This is a genomic window from Vibrio hyugaensis (assembly GCF_002906655.1).
GTDB lineage: Bacteria > Pseudomonadota > Gammaproteobacteria > Enterobacterales > Vibrionaceae > Vibrio > Vibrio hyugaensis.
In genome coordinates this window covers 1,964,373-1,981,905 of the sequence record NZ_CP025794.1, presented here as the reverse complement: position 1 = coordinate 1,981,905, position 17,533 = coordinate 1,964,373, and the positions used below count along the sequence as shown (strand labels likewise).

The 17,533-nt window shown below is 42.8% G+C and carries 15 protein-coding genes; 4 read left to right on the top strand and 11 right to left on the bottom strand.

The genetic code is table 11. The features are described 5' to 3' along the window. Nucleotides 1-17: 17 nt before the first annotated feature. A complete protein-coding gene (locus C1S74_RS09800; RefSeq protein WP_045399389.1) occupies nucleotides 18-734 on the top strand; it encodes a 3-deoxy-D-manno-octulosonic acid kinase in 717 nt (238 codons plus the stop codon). 55 nt (nucleotides 735-789) lie between these two features. Continuing rightward, entirely contained in the window at nucleotides 790-2,214 is a 1,425-nt protein-coding gene (locus C1S74_RS09795; RefSeq protein ID WP_045399386.1) for a hypothetical protein, read from the top strand. Between the two features lie 90 nt (nucleotides 2,215-2,304). Here C1S74_RS09795 and C1S74_RS09790 read toward each other — a convergent pair whose 3' ends face one another. The 11 genes from C1S74_RS09790 to C1S74_RS09740 all read right to left on the bottom strand — a co-directional run bounded on the left by C1S74_RS09790 (nucleotide 2,305) and on the right by C1S74_RS09740 (nucleotide 13,395). Next, nucleotides 2,305-2,919: a DUF1919 domain-containing protein gene (locus tag C1S74_RS09790; RefSeq protein WP_052437301.1), complete on the bottom strand. Its 615-nt coding sequence runs from the start codon at nucleotides 2,917-2,919 to the stop codon at nucleotides 2,305-2,307. Continuing rightward, nucleotides 2,919-3,806 carry a glycosyltransferase family 2 protein gene (locus C1S74_RS09785; protein WP_045399384.1) on the bottom strand — a complete coding sequence of 296 codons (888 nt, stop codon included), beginning with the start codon at nucleotides 3,804-3,806 and terminating at the stop codon, nucleotides 2,919-2,921. The genes C1S74_RS09790 and C1S74_RS09785 overlap by 1 nt, the downstream gene beginning before the upstream one ends. Further along, a complete protein-coding gene (waaA, locus tag C1S74_RS09780; RefSeq protein ID WP_045399381.1) occupies nucleotides 3,803-5,071 on the bottom strand; it encodes a lipid IV(A) 3-deoxy-D-manno-octulosonic acid transferase in 1,269 nt (422 codons plus the stop codon). The genes C1S74_RS09785 and waaA overlap by 4 nt, the downstream gene beginning before the upstream one ends. 2 nt (nucleotides 5,072-5,073) lie before the next feature. Beyond that, nucleotides 5,074-6,243, bottom strand: a complete 1,170-nt coding sequence (locus tag C1S74_RS09775) for a glycosyltransferase (RefSeq protein ID WP_045399379.1) — start codon at nucleotides 6,241-6,243, stop codon at nucleotides 5,074-5,076. A 6-nt stretch (nucleotides 6,244-6,249) separates the two neighbouring features. Continuing rightward, the gene (gene waaF, locus C1S74_RS09770; RefSeq protein ID WP_045399376.1) at nucleotides 6,250-7,287 is read right to left on the bottom strand and encodes a lipopolysaccharide heptosyltransferase II; all 1,038 of its coding nucleotides are present in this window, start codon (nucleotides 7,285-7,287) and stop codon (nucleotides 6,250-6,252) included. Further along, nucleotides 7,284-8,273: a lauroyl-Kdo(2)-lipid IV(A) myristoyltransferase gene (lpxM, locus tag C1S74_RS09765; RefSeq protein ID WP_045399374.1), complete on the bottom strand. Its 990-nt coding sequence runs from the start codon at nucleotides 8,271-8,273 to the stop codon at nucleotides 7,284-7,286. Before lpxM ends, waaF begins: the two co-directional genes overlap by 4 nt. Nucleotides 8,274-8,388: 115 nt before the next feature. After that, nucleotides 8,389-9,330 carry an ADP-glyceromanno-heptose 6-epimerase gene (gene rfaD / locus C1S74_RS09760; RefSeq protein WP_045399371.1) on the bottom strand — a complete coding sequence of 314 codons (942 nt, stop codon included), beginning with the start codon at nucleotides 9,328-9,330 and terminating at the stop codon, nucleotides 8,389-8,391. 146 nt (nucleotides 9,331-9,476) lie between these two features. After that, the gene (locus C1S74_RS09755) at nucleotides 9,477-11,675 is read right to left on the bottom strand and encodes a YjbH domain-containing protein (protein ID WP_045399365.1); all 2,199 of its coding nucleotides are present in this window, start codon (nucleotides 11,673-11,675) and stop codon (nucleotides 9,477-9,479) included. Nucleotides 11,676-11,677: 2 nt separating this feature from the next. Continuing rightward, nucleotides 11,678-12,433: a capsule biosynthesis GfcC family protein gene (locus C1S74_RS09750; RefSeq protein WP_045399362.1), complete on the bottom strand. Its 756-nt coding sequence runs from the start codon at nucleotides 12,431-12,433 to the stop codon at nucleotides 11,678-11,680. Further along, nucleotides 12,430-13,104, bottom strand: coding sequence for a YjbF family lipoprotein (locus C1S74_RS09745; protein WP_045399359.1), 675 nt, complete (start codon nucleotides 13,102-13,104; stop codon nucleotides 12,430-12,432). The genes C1S74_RS09750 and C1S74_RS09745 overlap by 4 nt, the downstream gene beginning before the upstream one ends. A gap of 69 nt (nucleotides 13,105-13,173) precedes the next feature. Further along, nucleotides 13,174-13,395: a hypothetical protein gene (locus C1S74_RS09740; protein ID WP_021017910.1), complete on the bottom strand. Its 222-nt coding sequence runs from the start codon at nucleotides 13,393-13,395 to the stop codon at nucleotides 13,174-13,176. A 652-nt stretch (nucleotides 13,396-14,047) separates the two neighbouring features. On the opposite strand from C1S74_RS09740, the gene C1S74_RS09735 reads away from it, so the two are divergent. Together C1S74_RS09735 and C1S74_RS09730 are read left to right on the top strand one after the other, a co-directional pair. Continuing rightward, a complete protein-coding gene (locus C1S74_RS09735) occupies nucleotides 14,048-14,563 on the top strand; it encodes a porin family protein (RefSeq protein WP_045399356.1) in 516 nt (171 codons plus the stop codon). Between the two features lie 68 nt (nucleotides 14,564-14,631). Then, nucleotides 14,632-17,325 carry an SLBB domain-containing protein gene (locus tag C1S74_RS09730; protein WP_045399353.1) on the top strand — a complete coding sequence of 898 codons (2,694 nt, stop codon included), beginning with the start codon at nucleotides 14,632-14,634 and terminating at the stop codon, nucleotides 17,323-17,325. Nucleotides 17,326-17,533 lie beyond the last annotated feature (208 nt).

The following is a 17,533-nucleotide window of genomic DNA, read 5'->3' as shown; positions in this document are numbered from 1 at the left end:
ATAGGTAGGTAGGTGGGATGCAAACGCTTAAGTTTGATAATCAACTGATTTGGTTTGATGAATCTGTCATTTCTCAAGAGCAAGTAAAGTTTGCTTTTGATGCAAGCTACTGGCAGAAACAAGGTAGAGTTATAGGCAGTGCGGTTGGTCGAGGCACTACTTGGTTTGTTGAACTTGACTCTATTCAAGCGGCGTTGCGTCACTATCGCCGAGGTGGTTTGCTAGGCAAGTTGGTTGAAGATAGCTATGTGTATCTTGGCAGTGAGAAATCACGGAGCTATCAAGAACTAGAGCTTCTTCGTAAGCTAAGAGGTGCTGGTGTTAACGTACCCCGTCCGATTGCTGCTCGAATGGTTAAACATACCTTTACTTATAAAGCGGACTTAATAAGTGAAAAAATACATAACGCAAAGGATTTATCTGAAATTTTAAAGTCTAACTGTATTGATAGTGACTTATATTCTGCGATAGGTAGACAGATCGCAATAATGCACAATGAAAATGTTAACCATACAGATCTAAATATTCACAATATACTTATTGATGGGGATGATACTGTATGGCTAATTGATTTTGATAAGTGCTATATACAGAGTGGCGAAAAGTGGAAAGAAAGGAATTTAAACAGACTTTTGCGCTCTTTTCGTAAAGAATTAGAAAAAAGTTCTATTCACTGGGAAGAGAGACATTTTGACTATATAGTTTCTGGGTATCAAGAAACTATAGATTTTTAATATCTGGACGATGTAGATGATAGTTTACTTTGACTAGGGTGATATAGGTGTAGTGGTGAAGATTAGTAAAGAGCAAGTCTCAGAAAAAATAGATTCAAGGTTTCATAATAAACTTAGTAGTTCTCAATATGAAATTAAAACAATTCCAGCAAGAGAATTGCTTTCTCATAGACGTGTGGATATCTATGTCAAAATGAAACTTGCTGAGGCTTGGCTTAACTCTGATAGCGAACGCGAGAAATACTATCAGAATTTGTATTTGGAAACGATCAAGATCTTCACTAGAAACTCTTTTGTTGAACCTGGTGACAGCAATAAATCAAGTGCCCAAGACTTCGTAGATAGTTTTAAAGCGTTATTCTTTGAACTGCAGGAAAACTATGATGAAGACTTACATTATATCCCCATCTCTGGGGACAACACCCCGTTAGATGGCGCTCATCGTATTGCTATCCTAGCTTTGTTAAATCGAAATGTTAAGGCAGTGGTTGTCAATGAGGTAGAGGCTGAATATGGCCTAAAACACTTTGAGAAGCACGGGGCTAATATAGACCTGATTCAGAAGTTGGCAACAATAGCTTTAGATTTTGATTCAACTCTGCGAGTCGCGGTGGTGTGGCCAAACGGAGTGCACAAGTACAAAGATATTATAAAGGAATACGGCGATGCTCTCGTGTACACATACTCGCTGAATTTGAGTAAAAATGGCATCAATACTCTATGTGCGATCGCGTATAAAAATGAAGAATGGACAGGGAAGAGTGGAGAGGCTTGGCAAGGCGCAAGGCGAAAAGGAAAACATTGCTTTAAATTTGGGCAACCTACAAAGTTCATGATCTTTGAAACGCGAGGAGAGGCGAGAGATATAGAATTAAAAGAAAGTATTCGGAAAATATGTGGTGGTGGCAAGCATTCGATTCATTCAACAGATAATGTTGAAGAAACAAAAGATATAGTCAAAATCACTCTGATGCCCTTTGCAAAAGTTATTTTGAACAAACTGAGATTAAAAACGGTCGCTAAATGCATTAACTCACTTGATATTGATTACAAAAACCAGAGTGTCTTTACCGGCAGCATAGCTCTAGAGCTTTTTTCAATGCGAGAAGCAAACGATATTGACGTTATAAGCATCGACGCCAACGTTAAACACTCAGAAGAGGTTGGGTTACACAATGATTATATGCACTGGTACCCAAGCGATTTGATTTTATACTTCGAAGACCCATCATTAACTTATAATATAATGGGCTATAGATTTATATCTTTGAACGAGATTCTAGGATTTAAAACCAATCGCGATGAAAACAAAGATAAGCGAGATATCCGAGCGATAAACTATTTTAAAGCTAAAAATGGAATAGTAAGTGAAGATTACAAAATGAAGCTTAAAGATAAGCTTTACTTCTTTAAACTGTCGCTTAAAAAGAGAAGAAAAGAGCTGAAGAAGAAAATAAAATCAGCTTTTAAAAGTAACTAAATACAGTTCATTATTCCTAGAGCTAATTCTAAGGCCCCTTTGTGTACAACACAAAGGGGCCTTAATCATTAGATACCATCAAAGCAGCTTCTACTTACGTTTAGGAGTTAGGTGCTTTTTTAACAGCCTAGTAGGAGAAACAAACTTCTTAAATGCTTTCCACTCGTTAGTCTGTGTGTCAAAGTTATAATTATTTGGATGTCCAGTAGGTTTGACACTGAATGATAAGGTTTGATGGTAAGGAAGTTGATGAAATTCATTTAGCAATGAAGGTGTACACAAATCTCGGTCACTGAACTTAATGAGTAGATTCTCCCATTTTATTCGTTTTAGCCTTCTCTCCCACTTCTCTTGTGCTTCATATTGATCGGTATAGTGCAAGAAATGAATCTCGACCTTCCCTCCGAGAAGACCTATAGGGTATTTGTTGTACTCACCATTTTTGACCACTTCTTCTTTGTACTTAGATTCATCATGAGCGATAAACGTAAGATCTGCTTGAGATAAGTAGTATTGTAGATCACGTAGCAAGACCAGGTAGTCAGGAGAAAAGATAAAGAGCCCAACAAACGGGCTTTTATAAGGGATCCCTAAGTGCTGGTGCATAAAGCCACCCCAGCAGTTATCACTGATAATTGAAAACTCTTCAGTTCCCAAATATGCTCTTCGTAGTTTTTTCTTTAATTTATCTATCGACTTCTTCACTATGAAAACACTCCGATAAGCTTCGTGGTGAGTTTGGTGAGCTTACTGTCTTTTAGGTTATACTCATTTGAAACATGAGCTTCATATTTTCCAAAAGGTGCTTGCTTAGCTTTTAGTTGATGTAAGTACTTGATTGCGCACTTTCTAAAGGCAAAGTTAAGGTCTTTATGTTTAGCTCTTTCTTGGAAAGCAGCATCAATAATGGTGATGTAGTTTTCTTGATACTGCTCGTCTCTGCGTTTGTTACTCATGATCGAATTACTACGCTTTCGATAGAAGATAATATCTTGAGGAATTGCAAACACATCTCGATAATACGGCATGGTGCGCCAATAAAAGTCTTCATCTTCATGGATCAGTTTTGGTGTGAAGCGCCGACCCTCAAAGACACTCTTGTGGTAAAGTTTATTCCATGCCATGACCTCGACACTAAAGAAGTTTGTACCAGATAAAGTTAGTGCGCCTGTCTTCCGATTCTTTTTATACGGAGCTTCTATTTTTGTATCATGTTCAAATGAAATGATCCCACCACTTACGATATGTTTGTTGTGTTTTAAAGAGGCATCTATTAGATTTTCTAGCGCATTATCGACAAGCCAGTCATCAGAATCGATCAAGAAAATATAGTCACCTTTAGCTACATCGATCCCCGTGTTGCGAGCGCCCGAAAGGCCTTGGTTTTCCTGTAGGATGACGTTAAGTCTTGAGTCGAAAGTGGCATACTTTTCAGCAATGGTTTGTGAGTTGTCTTTCGACCCATCAATTACACACAAAACTTCAATGTTCTTATAGGTCTGTCGAATAACCGATTCTAAGCACTCCGCTAAATACTCTTCCACGTTATAAATGGGAATAATGACGGAAATTAACGGGTTATTGTGAGTCATAGGGCGAGCTCTTCTAATGTCTTTTGAATAGCGCCGCTGTTTTGGTCTACAAACAGCTTTGCCTGCTTAGCTAATTGTGTACGTTGTTCGTCTTTTTCAAGCAAAGACTTAAGGGTGAGGGCTAGTTCATCTGAGGTATTTACTATCTCAATCCCACCTAGTTCTTTCAAATTATTAACGATCTCTAGGAAGTTAAAGAAGCTAGGACCTGTAATCGTAGGCACACCTAAAGCGGCAGGTTCAAGCATATTATGTCCACCAACTTTGTTGCCAATTAAGCTGCCAGCCATAAAACATAGATCAGAAGCACCAATGAGCGTCAGCATTTGTCCCATAACATCACCGATATACACTGAAGTCTCTGGACTAACACTCGGGGCTTTGTGGGAGTGCTTTTCTGTCTGGAACCCCGCATTCATACAAAGTTGGAATACGGATTCGAAACGTTCTGGATGACGAGGGACCAAGACGAGTAAAGCATCTGGATGAGTCTCAAGTAGACGCTTATGAGCGTGAACAATTTGCTCATCCTCCCCTTTATGTGTACTGGCTGCAATCCAAACTGGGCGGTTATTTCTCAATCGTTCTCTTAGTGACTTACCCTGATCAAGGATGTTTTGGTCTACATGGATATCAAACTTCACTGAACCTGTTGTTGTTAACTTTTCGGGACTGACCCCAAGGTTTTTAAACCTTTTGGCATCTTCTGAGCTTTGACAGCAAATCTGAGTAATACTGTTTGCAAGTAAATTAAACAGCCATTGGACCTTGCGGTAATTCTGAAATGACTTCTCAGAAAGTCGTGCGTTTAACACATGAATAGGCACTTTAGCTTTGGAAACAGCATGTAATGTATTTGGCCAAAGCTCAGTTTCCATTATCAACATCTTTTGAGGCTTCACGACTTTAAGGAAGCGCTTTATTGCAAAAGAGAAGTCGATCGGCATATAGCGATGTTCGACCAGATCGCCTAATTTCGCGACTTGCTCTGCCCCGGTACTTGTCGTTGTTGTCACAATGATCGGCAAGCTCGGGTCTTTCTTTTTCATCTCTTTTATCAGAGGAATCGCAGCCATTGTTTCGCCAACAGACACTGCATGAATCCAAATCGGACTAGATTGTGCACTTAACGTTGGGGTAATGCCAAAGTGCTCTTTCCATCGGTTACCAAATGAAGGTTTGCCGGGCTTCTTTCTGTAAAGCCCAAACAATAACAGCGGAGAGGCGAGTGCAAGCACGAGCGTATAGATAATGCGAATAAGCATTCTTATGTAAACTCTTTCAGGTAGTTATCTACAATAGTTTTTCCGTCAAAACGTTTTAAGGTGTCTTGTACAAAGTGACTAAACGCGTCACTTTCTTTGAAGTTCAGAGCCTCGTATATTATTGTACCCAGCGAATCTGGTGTTTCTTTGGCCAAGAATGGTTCAAGCTCTCCGTTCATTATTTGTCTAACGCCGCCATGACTGTCTGTTGAGACAACTTTTGTCCCACAAGCTAGCGATTCAATGAGAACCATACCCAACCCTTCATGCTTCGAGCTTAAAACGTAAAGATCCGCTTGTTGATACCAAGGGAAAGGATTGGTTTGTGAACCTTTGAAATGAACTCTATCATTCAGGCCGAGTCGAGTGACTTCATTTTCGACCGTTGCACGATCATTACCATCGCCAACGAGCACTAAATCTTGTTGGATGCCAAAGTTTTTAATTGCATAGTCATACGCTTGGACAAGCAAGGAGAAATTTTTTTGGGGAACGATACGACCTAGTCCAAGGATATATGGTTTCTCGTGTAATGGCTTAGTCTCTAAAGTGGCTTGCTGCTGAATATGCTGAAAATCATTCGGGTTATTTAACATGACAGATTTGCGAGGTGTAATACAGTGCAGCTTCGCCATATCTCGAAAGCTATTTAGTGCGCCATCTGATACGCAAGTGACATTACGTCCATTAAATAGCTTGCTGAATACCCAGCGAGATAAAGGGCCATACATATCAGCTTTTTGAACATTTTCGCATACATACACAAATCTGGCGTCTTGCAATGGCCAAAGGTGCTCAAACGTGCCTTGTCCACGAAAAATGACGAGGTCAAATTTGCTCCCGTTCTTTTTCTCCAACGCACGCAAGTGTTTTTTAAAGGCAAGCGCTTCCGCGTAAGCAAACCAGATTGGGAATGTTTTTCGTGATAGCAAATTCAACAGCTTACAAATAATAAACCAGACAATCCCAATACCTGTGGAGAAGACGCTTTTCTTCAAATTGAATAAATGGATGGGTAACGCTTTGTTCTTCGGTGACAGCTCGCACGTGCGATTCTTTAAATATATGAGATCGGTCTTATGCCCTGCATCTAGAAAGGAGTCAGCCAAGTTGACAGCAACCCTTTCCATTCCACCAATTTTTAAACTATTAACAACGATAGCTACTTGCATTGCACCTTACTCAGTATCGGGAATCTTGCTGATTACTTTTTGAGGAGACAGCTGGTTCAGGCAATTTAAATGCCCTAGTGGACATTCACGCTTAAAGCATGGACGGCAGTCAATGTCGGTATGAACAATCTCTACTTTTTCTGCAAGTGGGGGTGTGTATTTTGGTGAGGTTGAACCGTATACGGCAACAACATTACAGCCAACAGCAGCTGCCACGTGCATAAGACCCGAGTCATTTGCAACAACAGTCTGACATGCCGCTAGAAGATCAACTGCCTCAATCAGGCTCGTTTGTCCTGCCAAAACATGAATCTGGTGCTGATGTTCTTGAGGTACTAATTGTTTGATGTTGTTACAGGTCTCAAGGTCTTTTTGAGAACCAAATAGCCAGACTTGCTTTCCTGCATTTGCCATAGCTGATGCAACTTCTGCGTAATGTGTTTCTGGCCATTTTTTCGCAGGACCAAACTCTGCCCCTGGACATAGGCCAACAACAGGCGCTTCTTGATTGAGGTTAAACTTAACAATCGCTTCAGATTGCTCTTTTTTATCAATAAACAAGCTAGGGCGAGGTAGGATTTCCAAACCACCCAATGAGGATGAGTCAATCATCTCTTCTTGTGGGTAAGCTAATGCAACATAGCGCTCAACCATGAACTGGAAAGACTTCATGTTTGGTCGCAAGTCATTGAGCAGGCCGTATCGCATTTCACCTTTCCAACCTGTTCGAAGCGGAATATTTGCAAACCACGGAATCAGAGCTGACTTTGCAGACTTAGGCAGGATATAGGCGTGGTCGTACTGTTTTTCTCGTAATGATTTACCGATTTCGCGACGACCAAGTAAGTTGAATTCACCATGACCAATAGGCATTTCAATGGCTTGGTGGATCTCTGGCATGCGCTCAAGAATTGGTTTACACCAACCCGGAGCAATTACATCAATTTGGCTTTCTGGATGGAGTTGCTTTAAGACAATATAAAGAGACTGCGACATCACCATATCGCCAACCCAAGAAGGGCCAATAATTAAGATTTTTTTCATTTGCTTATTTGCCAGTCAGTGTTGTATCTCGGTTTAAATAGGTTGTAGTAGTTATTGCCATCTTCTTGAGAGTGCAGAAGTTGTAGTACCCACATGTATTGTTCTGGTTTATTTGCAACAAAGTACTCGATTGCTTGATTACAAGTGCGAGCGTCTTGTTCTTCGCCTTTATCTAGTTCAAACGCCGGTAAGATTTCGATATCAAACGTACCATCTTCTGTATTCATAGAAGCAAACATAGGTAACACTTTAGCGCGTGACAATTTGGCAATTTTACCCAAGCCTGGAAGCGTTGCTTTTCTGGTCGCAAAGAAATCGACAAAAACGCTGTGTTCAGGACCATGATCCTGATCGGGTAGGTAATAGCCAATGTAACCGTCACGAACTGATTTCAAAAACGGCTTAACACCACCAGAGCGTTCATAAACGCGACCGCCATATTGCACACGTTGTTCGTGCATTAGCCAATCTGCCACTTCATTTTTCTGTTTTTTTGCCATTGCGGAAACGGGCATTCCCATCGAAGCAAGCAACACCGCAGGAATATCAATTGCCCATGAGTGTGGAACCATCAAAATGACTTTCTCATCATTGTCGATGTGTTTTTGTAGGATGTCTAAACCTCGGATCTGGCAACGCTGCTGTAACCATGTAGATGAACGTAAGCTGAGTAGGCTGAAACGGAAAAAGAACAATGCTGCGGTATAAAGTGTTTTTTCAATCAGAGCTTCTCGCTCTTCAAATGATTTTTCTGGAAAGCACAGCTCAAAGTTAACACGAGCTCTGTGAGCCGGACCTTTGTGCGATTTAGCCAGTTTCTTCGCGATAGTTTTTGCTAGCCATTTCTGAACCCCTAAAGGTAATAAAGCAAGCGGCAAAGAAAGGACAACGCCTATCCACGTACCCCAATACTTCGGCGCTAAAAAGTGGCGCTCAAATTTAGGGTTATAAGCTTTAGGATCGAAATCATCACGTTGATTAGTCATGAAGTGTTAAGTACCTATATATTTGAAGAGAGGCGAGTGGAGGTATGTAGAAATGATACTAGTAATCGCATCAGAGTAAAGGTGGTAGAGAGTTAACTACCACCTCTGAAGGGAATTAACGGTTTTGAATCGCTAGGTATTCAGCAACACCTTCTGCTACCGTTTTGAATTCTACATCACAGCCTGCAGCACGAAGCTTAGTTAAGTCGGCTTGCGTGAATTCTTGGTAAGCACCTTTTAGGTGTTCAGGGAACGGAATGGTTTGGATTTCACCTTTGCCATGGTGCTTAACAACTGCTTTTGCCACTTCTTCAAAAGATTCTGCACGGCCAGTACCACAGTTGAAGATGCCAGAAACACCATTTTCTAGGAACCAAAGGTTTACTTTGCACACATCACCAACGTAAACGAAGTCGCGTTTGAATGATTCGCTGCCTGCAAATAATTTAGGGTTTTCACCAGCATTGATTTGGTTATTCAGGTGGAAGGCTACCGATGCCATGCTGCCTTTGTGATCTTCACGTGGGCCATACACATTGAAGTAACGGAAACCAGTGATTTGAGAAAGCTGCTCGCCATGATCCTCTGCGTCTTTCCACAGACGACGAACGTAGTTATCAAATTGCTGTTTGGAATAACCGTACACGTTGAGTGCGCCTTCGTATTCACGTTCTTCAACAAACGTATCTGTCTCGCCGTATGTGGCCGCTGATGATGCATATAGGAATGGGATTTCACGATCTAAACAGTAATGAAGCAGCTCTTTTGAGTATTCATAGTTGTTTAGCATCATGTACTTACCATCCCACTCAGTAGTCGCAGAACAAGCACCTTCATGGAAGATCGCTTCGATAGGGCCGAAGTCGTCACCTGCCATGATTTGAGTAAGGAAGTCATCACGATCCATGTAATCTGTGACATCAAGATCAACTAAGTTTTTAAACTTCTTGCCGTTTTTTAGGTTGTCGACAACCAGAATATCGTTAATACCTGCTTCGTTCAGTGCTTTAACAATGTTGCTGCCGATCATGCCAGCACCACCAGTTACGATGATCATAAGACTTCCACCATAGATTAAAAATTTCTCAGGAAGTTTAGCAGAGTTAAGCCTTTAGGTGCTAGAGGGAAGGCGTTGCCATTAGATAAACAAAAAGGAAGCCGAAGCTTCCTTTGTATTATTTAGGTAATCTAATTGCGATTAGATTACTTTTCATCCGATGCATTTGGACGTTGATACCAAGGGTTACGCTCATCTGTCAGCTCAATCAGACTGTACTTGCGACCAAGCTTCTGACCGCCATCGCGAGTCAAAGGCTGCCAGCTAAAGTTCGCACGGTTGTTGCTTGGTTTCACAGTCATGATGTCGAATGGAATCGAAATGTAGAAGCCTTTGGTAAAGCTACCTTCACCGAACTCATCAGCAGACAAATCACTAATAGATGCAAACGCACCAGCGATCACGCCACTCTTGAATTGCTTAGATACGTTAACTTGAGTACCGACATCACCTGCCAGGAACTGACCTACATCGACCTGAATCATCAAATCTTGTAGGATATCCCATTGTGGATAGTAGTAACCCGAAACAAAGCCAGTAAAGCCTTTATCAACCACTTGGAATGGACGGCCGTATTCAGGGATATGCTGCCACTTCTCATCGTATACACCAAAGTAGCTTTCAGGATCACGTTGAGAAACTAAGTTAACATCAGCCCCCAGAGCCCAGTTGGCGCCTTTTGGACGGTATAAGAACTCCGTACCCACGCCAGCAAACATGCTTTCTAGGTAACCTGCGTAGAATTGCTGGTCCATGGTATCGGAGTACTCTTGGAACCAAGTCAATTGAAGGTTCGACATGGTTACCGCGTGTTCATTCTGATAAGCGCGGAACATAGTACGTACGCGAGGAACGCTTGTGCCATCTGGTGGGGTTACGTAGTTAAACTTGTCGTAGTTATTGTACCAATCCCAATACAGCGAACCGCCGATTTCTAGATTGTCCGTTAACCAGTAAGAGGCGTTGCCGCTCAAACCCACACTAAACAAGTAGAAGTCTTCTGGGTTACCCAAGGTTTGAGCAAGTTTTGGTGCAAAGCCCCAGTCAAAACGCTCAAAACCGTCGTAAGCAGGTTTGCCCTGAGGCTTATTGTTTGATGTAGAAGTCGCATCTTCAATGCTCGGATTGATGTAGTTTACTTCAGCAAAGTCACGGTACTTATCTTTAGAGATAACCGTTTGATCGCCGAGCAAACCACGGCTGCGTTCATTGATGGTAAAAGTATCAATGCTGCTTGGCATCTCGTTGTACAGAACCGCCGCTGCTTTCTCATGCGCTTCGTTGCGGTCGCGATACTTCTTCTGCTCACCAACAACGGAGATAGTGTTGCCTTCAACATAAAGCTGCGTATTTTGGTAGCCAGCGACTTTATCAAGCTCTTCAGTGACTCGCTCCCAATCGACATCAGACAGTTGCTCTGGTTGTTTATCTTCCACTTCTGGTGTTGGTGTATCACGCCAGAAAGACGGCATCTCATTGAAGTTAGTATAAAGACTCACACCAGCAACCAGCGTATCACCACGTTCATAACTCAAACGCAGGTCGGCCATGTGGCCTAAACGATAAAGAACACCAAAGTTCCAAGGGGTGTGGGGCGTCATGTCTATGCCACCGCGTACCACAGGAAAATCTTCGCTGTAGTCATTACTGTCGTATTCAAGCTTGAAGCGTAGTGGGGCATGCAGTGTCTGATATTCCACACCACCAAATAGAGCTGCCGGTCCTTTAAACCAACGTTCAAAGTCTACGCTACCGCCATTGCCTTTAAAATCGGAAGGGCGTTCACAGAAACTGTCTGATAATTTACAAGCCGGGTTGCTAATATTGTCACGCGTTCCAAGGTAACCCCAGCCCATACCTAAGGTAAAATCAAAGGTACCAAGATTAGGGTTAGAGTAGCGTTTTGTTGCAGCAACAAACTCACCATCAAACAGGCCAGTACCCGCAAAGTCACGAATACCAACAGAAAGTTCTGGTAAGTACTCAGATTCTTCTAATAAGCGAACTTTAAAATCAATGCCTTTGTCTGTGTACTTGGTATCACCAGAAAAGCTCGGATCGCTACTGTAGAAAAGATCGTTTACCATGGTGTAACGAATCGTCGTTTCTAGCCAAGGCATCACTTGCAGAGTCACATTGTAAAATAGGTACTCATCGCTGCCAGTGACCGCAAAGTTAAACTCGCCCTCAGGTGCCATGCGGCCAGTTGGCATTTGCATTAAGCCCACGCCACCAAAGTCCATTTGTGATGGTTCTAGTGGTGGCGCCTCAAAAGGCATATCTTGAGCCCAAACCAACGCTGGACCCATTAAAGAAAGAGATAAACTGGTTCTTATCAGGTTCATATTTAATTCTTCGACGAGGTTGGTTTACGTTGTGACAGCAGTTTGACGATATCTTGATCCATTGGCGACTGTTCAAAATCGTCAAATGGGATATAGACCATGGTCAAAGGTGGTAAATAATATTGTTTGGTTAACCAACTGCCATGATGAGGGGTAACCACCTCACCATTTGGATAGATTAAAATAGGCGGCTGAGCCAGTTCACCAACCTCACTGCTTTTTAGGCTATCGACCTGTTCATGCAGAGGGATACCAGCTAGATTTTTGATTGCATAAACCTTGTCCACATTGCCCACATACAACACTTTCTCTGCTCGCTCAGGCGCACTTAAGGCAAACTGACCTTTTAAAAGCGGATTATCAAATTTGTCTAAGCGAATCTGATCAACATCGATGGCTGAAAGAACGCGAGGCGCAAACTGACTTTGCTGGATAAACTTGTAAAATGGATGGTCAACGAGATTGTATTGAATCATTTGGTTCAACACGGCGTTTTTTAGAGCCAGACTCTCTTGCTGTGCCTGTTCTGAATCATCAAACAAAGTAATCGCGAGTGGATATTGCAAGACAAGGTTCTGCTCCTGTGCGAGTTTCAGGATATTGTCTAAACGAGTTGGCTGTTCAAATTGTAAGGCTTTTCCAGTACCAGCTAACTCAACTTGTAACGGCGGTAAACTTTGGTTCTGGGCCATAGCCGGTAGGGCGGTAATACCGACAACACCCACTAAGCTTAGTAAGGAGAGCAGTCGCTTACTCATGATTTGCTGTACCCTTTCAAAATTGTCAATTCAACAGGCACCATGTTTGGACCTAAGTGCTGACGTGTTTTCACCACTTGTCCGTTACGGTCTACCCAATAGGTGTTCTCTACACTTTCTTCCAAGCTTGGAAAAGTCACGGTCTCGGTATAAACGTCGGTTTCTGTCGATGAAATAGGAGTGGTTACCGTCTCTTTGCCTTGACGTGAGCGCTCTACCTGAGCTTGAAAGCCGTAACGGTGTTGCTCAGACCAATCGTAAGAAAGGGCATATTGTGTAGGTGAATCTGAGTAAGCGGGTATGTCACCGTAGACACCGGCTAGGTTGGTGGTTTGTAAGCCAATGGTTTTAACAATATGGCCATTCTCTGTCACTACCATCGCTTTATCGGCACTGACCCATTTGAGTTGGGTTTGGCCTGTTAATGGGTTTGATTCTGCAAAGGCGAGAACAACAAAGACTTGTTTTTGATTGCCGATTTTTAGATAAGCGCTAGCATAAGGAACGGCTTCAATTTCTTCTGGTGTCAGTTCAACATCGATGTAGTTGCCATAAGCTTCTTGAACGGTCGCCGAGACATCATTGAATTTCTGAGTACACCCAAAGGTGAGGCTTAATACAGGCAAAACAACAAGTAAGCGCATCCATTTTTGCGATAGAAAGGTATTCATTATTCCCTCTTACAAATAAAATCGCCCTGAAACAGTTCAGGGCGATTTATCTAGTTCGACTTAAACGAATTAGTTCGTAGAAGTAGAAGTAGAAGTAGAAGTAGACGTTGAAGTTGAATCGCTGTCTGACGCTGCAACTGCTACTACAGTTACTGCTGCTGCTGCACCTACTGCTACCGCAGTTGTACCCGTTGCAGATGCTGCTGCTGTGCCAGTAGTACCAGCTTCAGTCGCTGCGAATGCAGTTGATGCGCTTAGAGCCATAAGAATAGCTAGAGCTGTGTTCTTCATTATTAATCCTTGTATTTCAGATTTTAAAACATCGATGTTTGGTCTGTTTAAAACATACCATTTGTCATTTTAGTTAAAAAACAATCAGCATGTAAATAGTTTACTATGGAATTTTACCAAGTTCTAAAGAATGCGTCTCATTGAAAAGATAATTCATTTGCAGGTGGATTTAGTTATTTTAACTAGAGATTATAGGAGTAATGAAGGATAACTCGGCGTTAAGTAACACCAACTCGTCAATATCGAGATAAGTGGCGAATTGATATTCGAGATAAGTTTAACGTTACGTTTTGTAACACTTAGGTGAATGACGCTCAGTGTGTAATTGCTCTCAAAAACAAGAATGCCCATTCTCAAACCTTAGAGTGAGCCCCCTTGCCGTTTTGCGCTAATCCATGCATAATTTGCCAGCTTTTATGCTGTGCTTTTCAAGTATGAGTTTTTGATTTTCTTGTCACAAAAACGATGCTTAAAAATGGTACTTATATCAATAAGCCGAGCAACTCGGTAATCAGCGAACAGTGGCTAACGCGTAATGCCGCAGGGCGGTAGCGTGAAAACGCACAAGTAAACAGACAACCAGTTAACAGACATTCACTGCGTGCGTCATTCATGTGCAGCGGTCAGTCAATACCCAAGGAACACTTACGTGATGAACAAACGACCATGGCTAGGGACGTTGAGTGCAATCAGCTTAGGCTTGTGCTCATTTACGGCCTCAGCAGATTTTTATGCAGGTGCGTTAGTGAGCTACTCTAATGCCGAATACCACCACTCTTCTACTTCTTCCGTAACCGAAGGCAATCCATTCCTTCTTCAAGCGCAAGCAGGCTACTTCTTTAACGATTATGTCGCGTTAGAGGCGCGTTACGGTACCTCAGTACAGCGCGAAAGCGGGCTCGCGGTTGACAGTTTAGCAAGTGGGTTTGTTAAGTTGAACATGCCGGTTTCTGAACGTTTCGCACTTTACGGACTAGCGGGTTACTCCAGTGTCCAGATCGATCAACAAAACGTAGGTTCGAACAAAGACCAAGGCTTTAGCTTTGGCTTAGGTATGCATTACGCTCTAGATAAGCACAATGCGGTTGTTTTCGAGTTTGTTGACAGTACGTCAGAAGACCAAGTTCGTCTGAATGCCCTTACACTCGGCTTTCAGCACCGATTTTAATTAAAAGACCTAGTGCCTAGTTTTAGTAACTAGGATTTTTTAACTCTCGATTTAAATAGCGAATTATCATGCTTAAAGGATATTTCTCGATTGCCGCTTGTGTATTGGCAAGTTTATTTGCGCCATTCAGTCATGCGCAGACCCCAACCCCGGAACAAATGCAAATGTTCCAAAGCTTACCTGCTGACCAACAACAAGCGTTAGCGAGTAAGTACGGCATTTCTCTCCCTTCTGGCTCTTCTTCTCAGCCGAGTAGCTATCAAAACCCTCAAGTGATTAATCCTCGCCCGGAAGTGAGTAACGCCAATCAAACGGACCAAGCGGATCTAACAAAAGAAGACGAAGAGCTAAAACGCTTCGGTTTGGATCTATTTGCGGGTTCGCCAACGACATTTGCCCCAGTGAGCGATGTGCCTGTCCCTGCTGATTACACAGTCGGTGCTGGTGACGAAATTGTTATCCAGCTATTTGGTAAAGAGAACGCGACGCACCATTTGCGAGTAAATCGTGCTGGTACTATCAACTTCCCTTCACTTGGCCCAGTTCAAGTAGCAGGCATGAGCTTTTCTGACGTTCGTGATTCACTAAACCAACGTGTAAAAGAGCAAATGATTGGTGTACGCAGTGATATTTCACTGGGTGAAATGCGCACCATGCAAGTGTTTGTGATGGGCGATGCCTACAAACCGGGTGCTTACACCGTTAGTGCGCTAACCACCATTTCTCAAGCCATTTATTACAGTGGTGGTTTTGGTGAGAGCGGTGCATTACGCAACGTGCAGTTAAAGCGTAATGGGCAGGTGATTCGCAAGCTGGATATGTATGACCTATTACTGAAAGGCGACGCGCGCAACGATGTTCGACTGTTACCTGGCGATGTGGTCTTTATTGGTGCTGTCGGTAATACCATCGCTATTGATGGCGAAGTAAACCGCCCTGCAATCTATGAAGTGAAATCAGGTGAAACCTACAAGCAAGCGATTCAAATGGCGGGTGGTTTTACTGCTAACGCTTACCGCGATCAAATTGAAATAAAACGTTACGCAGCGAAAGGAGCGCGTGACGCATTAACCCTTAACTTCAGCCAGTCACACGATCAACAAACCAAAGTAAAAGACGGCGACGCCGTTAATGTATTGAAGAAGAGTGAAGAGTTAACCCGTTACGTACAAATCGAGGGTGACGTCCGTCATCCTGGCTTCATCGAATGGAAGAGCGGCCTGCGTGTTGCTGATTTGTTCCAATCAGTAGATACGTCGTTTAATTCCACAGCAGATGTTAACTATGCTGTCGTTGTTCGTGAAATTAACCCACAACGTGATATAGAGGTTTATCAAGTTAATCTTGCTAACGCGATTCTTTCTCCAAGCAGCAAAGATAACCTGAAGCTAAATTCACGTGACCGAGTGCTGGTGTTTAACCGCTTCAACAATGAAGATTTAGATACCCTAGCCGATCAAGACACGGTGACTAAAGCAAAAACGCTTGAGCAGGCACAATTTAAAGCCGAGCAAGACCAACAGAAAGAGCAAGAAGTTATGAGCTCATCTGTAGCGTTATCCTCAGCGACAGACAATATGGCGATGGGGCAATCTTCAACTGAAGAATCAGAACAGCCCAAAATTATCTTCCGTGGCAAAGAAATCACGAAAGAAGACTTTGATGCGTTGAAGCAGAATACGCGCCGCACCTTACTTGCACCGGTACTTTTGCAGCTCCAACAGCAATCTCGTTTAGGTTTAGCACCACAAATCGCCGAAGTATTCGGTGAGGTAAAACACCCTGGTCGCTACCCACTCACGCCACGTATGTCGGTATCTACACTAATCGAAGCGGCGGGTGGCCTAACGTACAATGCATTTACCATTAATGCAGAGTTGGCTCGTACTGTGATTAGCAGCAAGGATGAACGTGCATCTATCGATGTAGAACGCATTGACTTACGTAAAGCGATTCAGGGAAGCACAGCAGATGATGCAATCCTTGTTGGCCGTGACCGTCTAAATATTCTTGAAAAACCGAATGTTAAACTACAAAGCACAGTAACTCTGCAAGGCGAAGTTCGTTTCCCTGGCACGTACACGGTTCGTCAAGGGGAGACCTTAGGCGAGTTACTTGAGCGTGCTGGTGGCTTGACGGAATTTGCTCACCCTCAAGGTGCGATCTTCACTCGTGAAGCGCTTCGTCTACAAGAGCAGAAGTTATTAAACCAATACGCTGCAGATATGCGTGCAGAAACCGCTAAGAAGACCTTCCGTGCAGACAGTAATTTAGGCTCGGTTATTTCTGACCCAGAAAAAACTTTGGCGTTTGTAGAAGAAGCAAGTAAGAGCAAAGCGCTTGGTCGCATGGTTGTGCAGCTTAATCGCATTTTGAAAGATGAGCGTTCTGCGGACTTTATGTTGGAAGATGGAGACTTCTTGTTTGTTCCGACATACCGCAATACAGTATCGATCATGGGTGAAGTTCAGGTGCCAATCACGTACTTGCTGGATAACAAGCTAGACGTAGATGACTACCTAAACAAAGCCGGTGGTGCGAAGAAGCAAGCGGATGAAGATCGTATCTTTGTCGTGCGCGCAGACGGTTCAGTCTACAAACCAACGTCTGGCTACTGGTTCGGTAACAATCATGAAGAGCTAAAAGCGGGCGACACAATTGTTGTGCCAATCGATACCGACTACCGCGATGCATTAAGCACCTGGACCGCAGCAACGCAGATCCTTTACCAAACAGGTGTTGCGATCAATGCGTTGAAGTAACGAACGACAAAACCATACCAGTCAGCTTAAATGGGCTTATAAATCTAATAATACTAAGAGCTTATGTGACGGTTGAAGTTACATAAGCTCAGCTTTATTAAGGTTAATAATCTAGTACTGAAAATGATACTGGACATAATCTGACAGGATTATATCCAGTATTCCGTCATTCCAGCGAGCCTAAGCGAGACTAGGAATCTAGTCACAG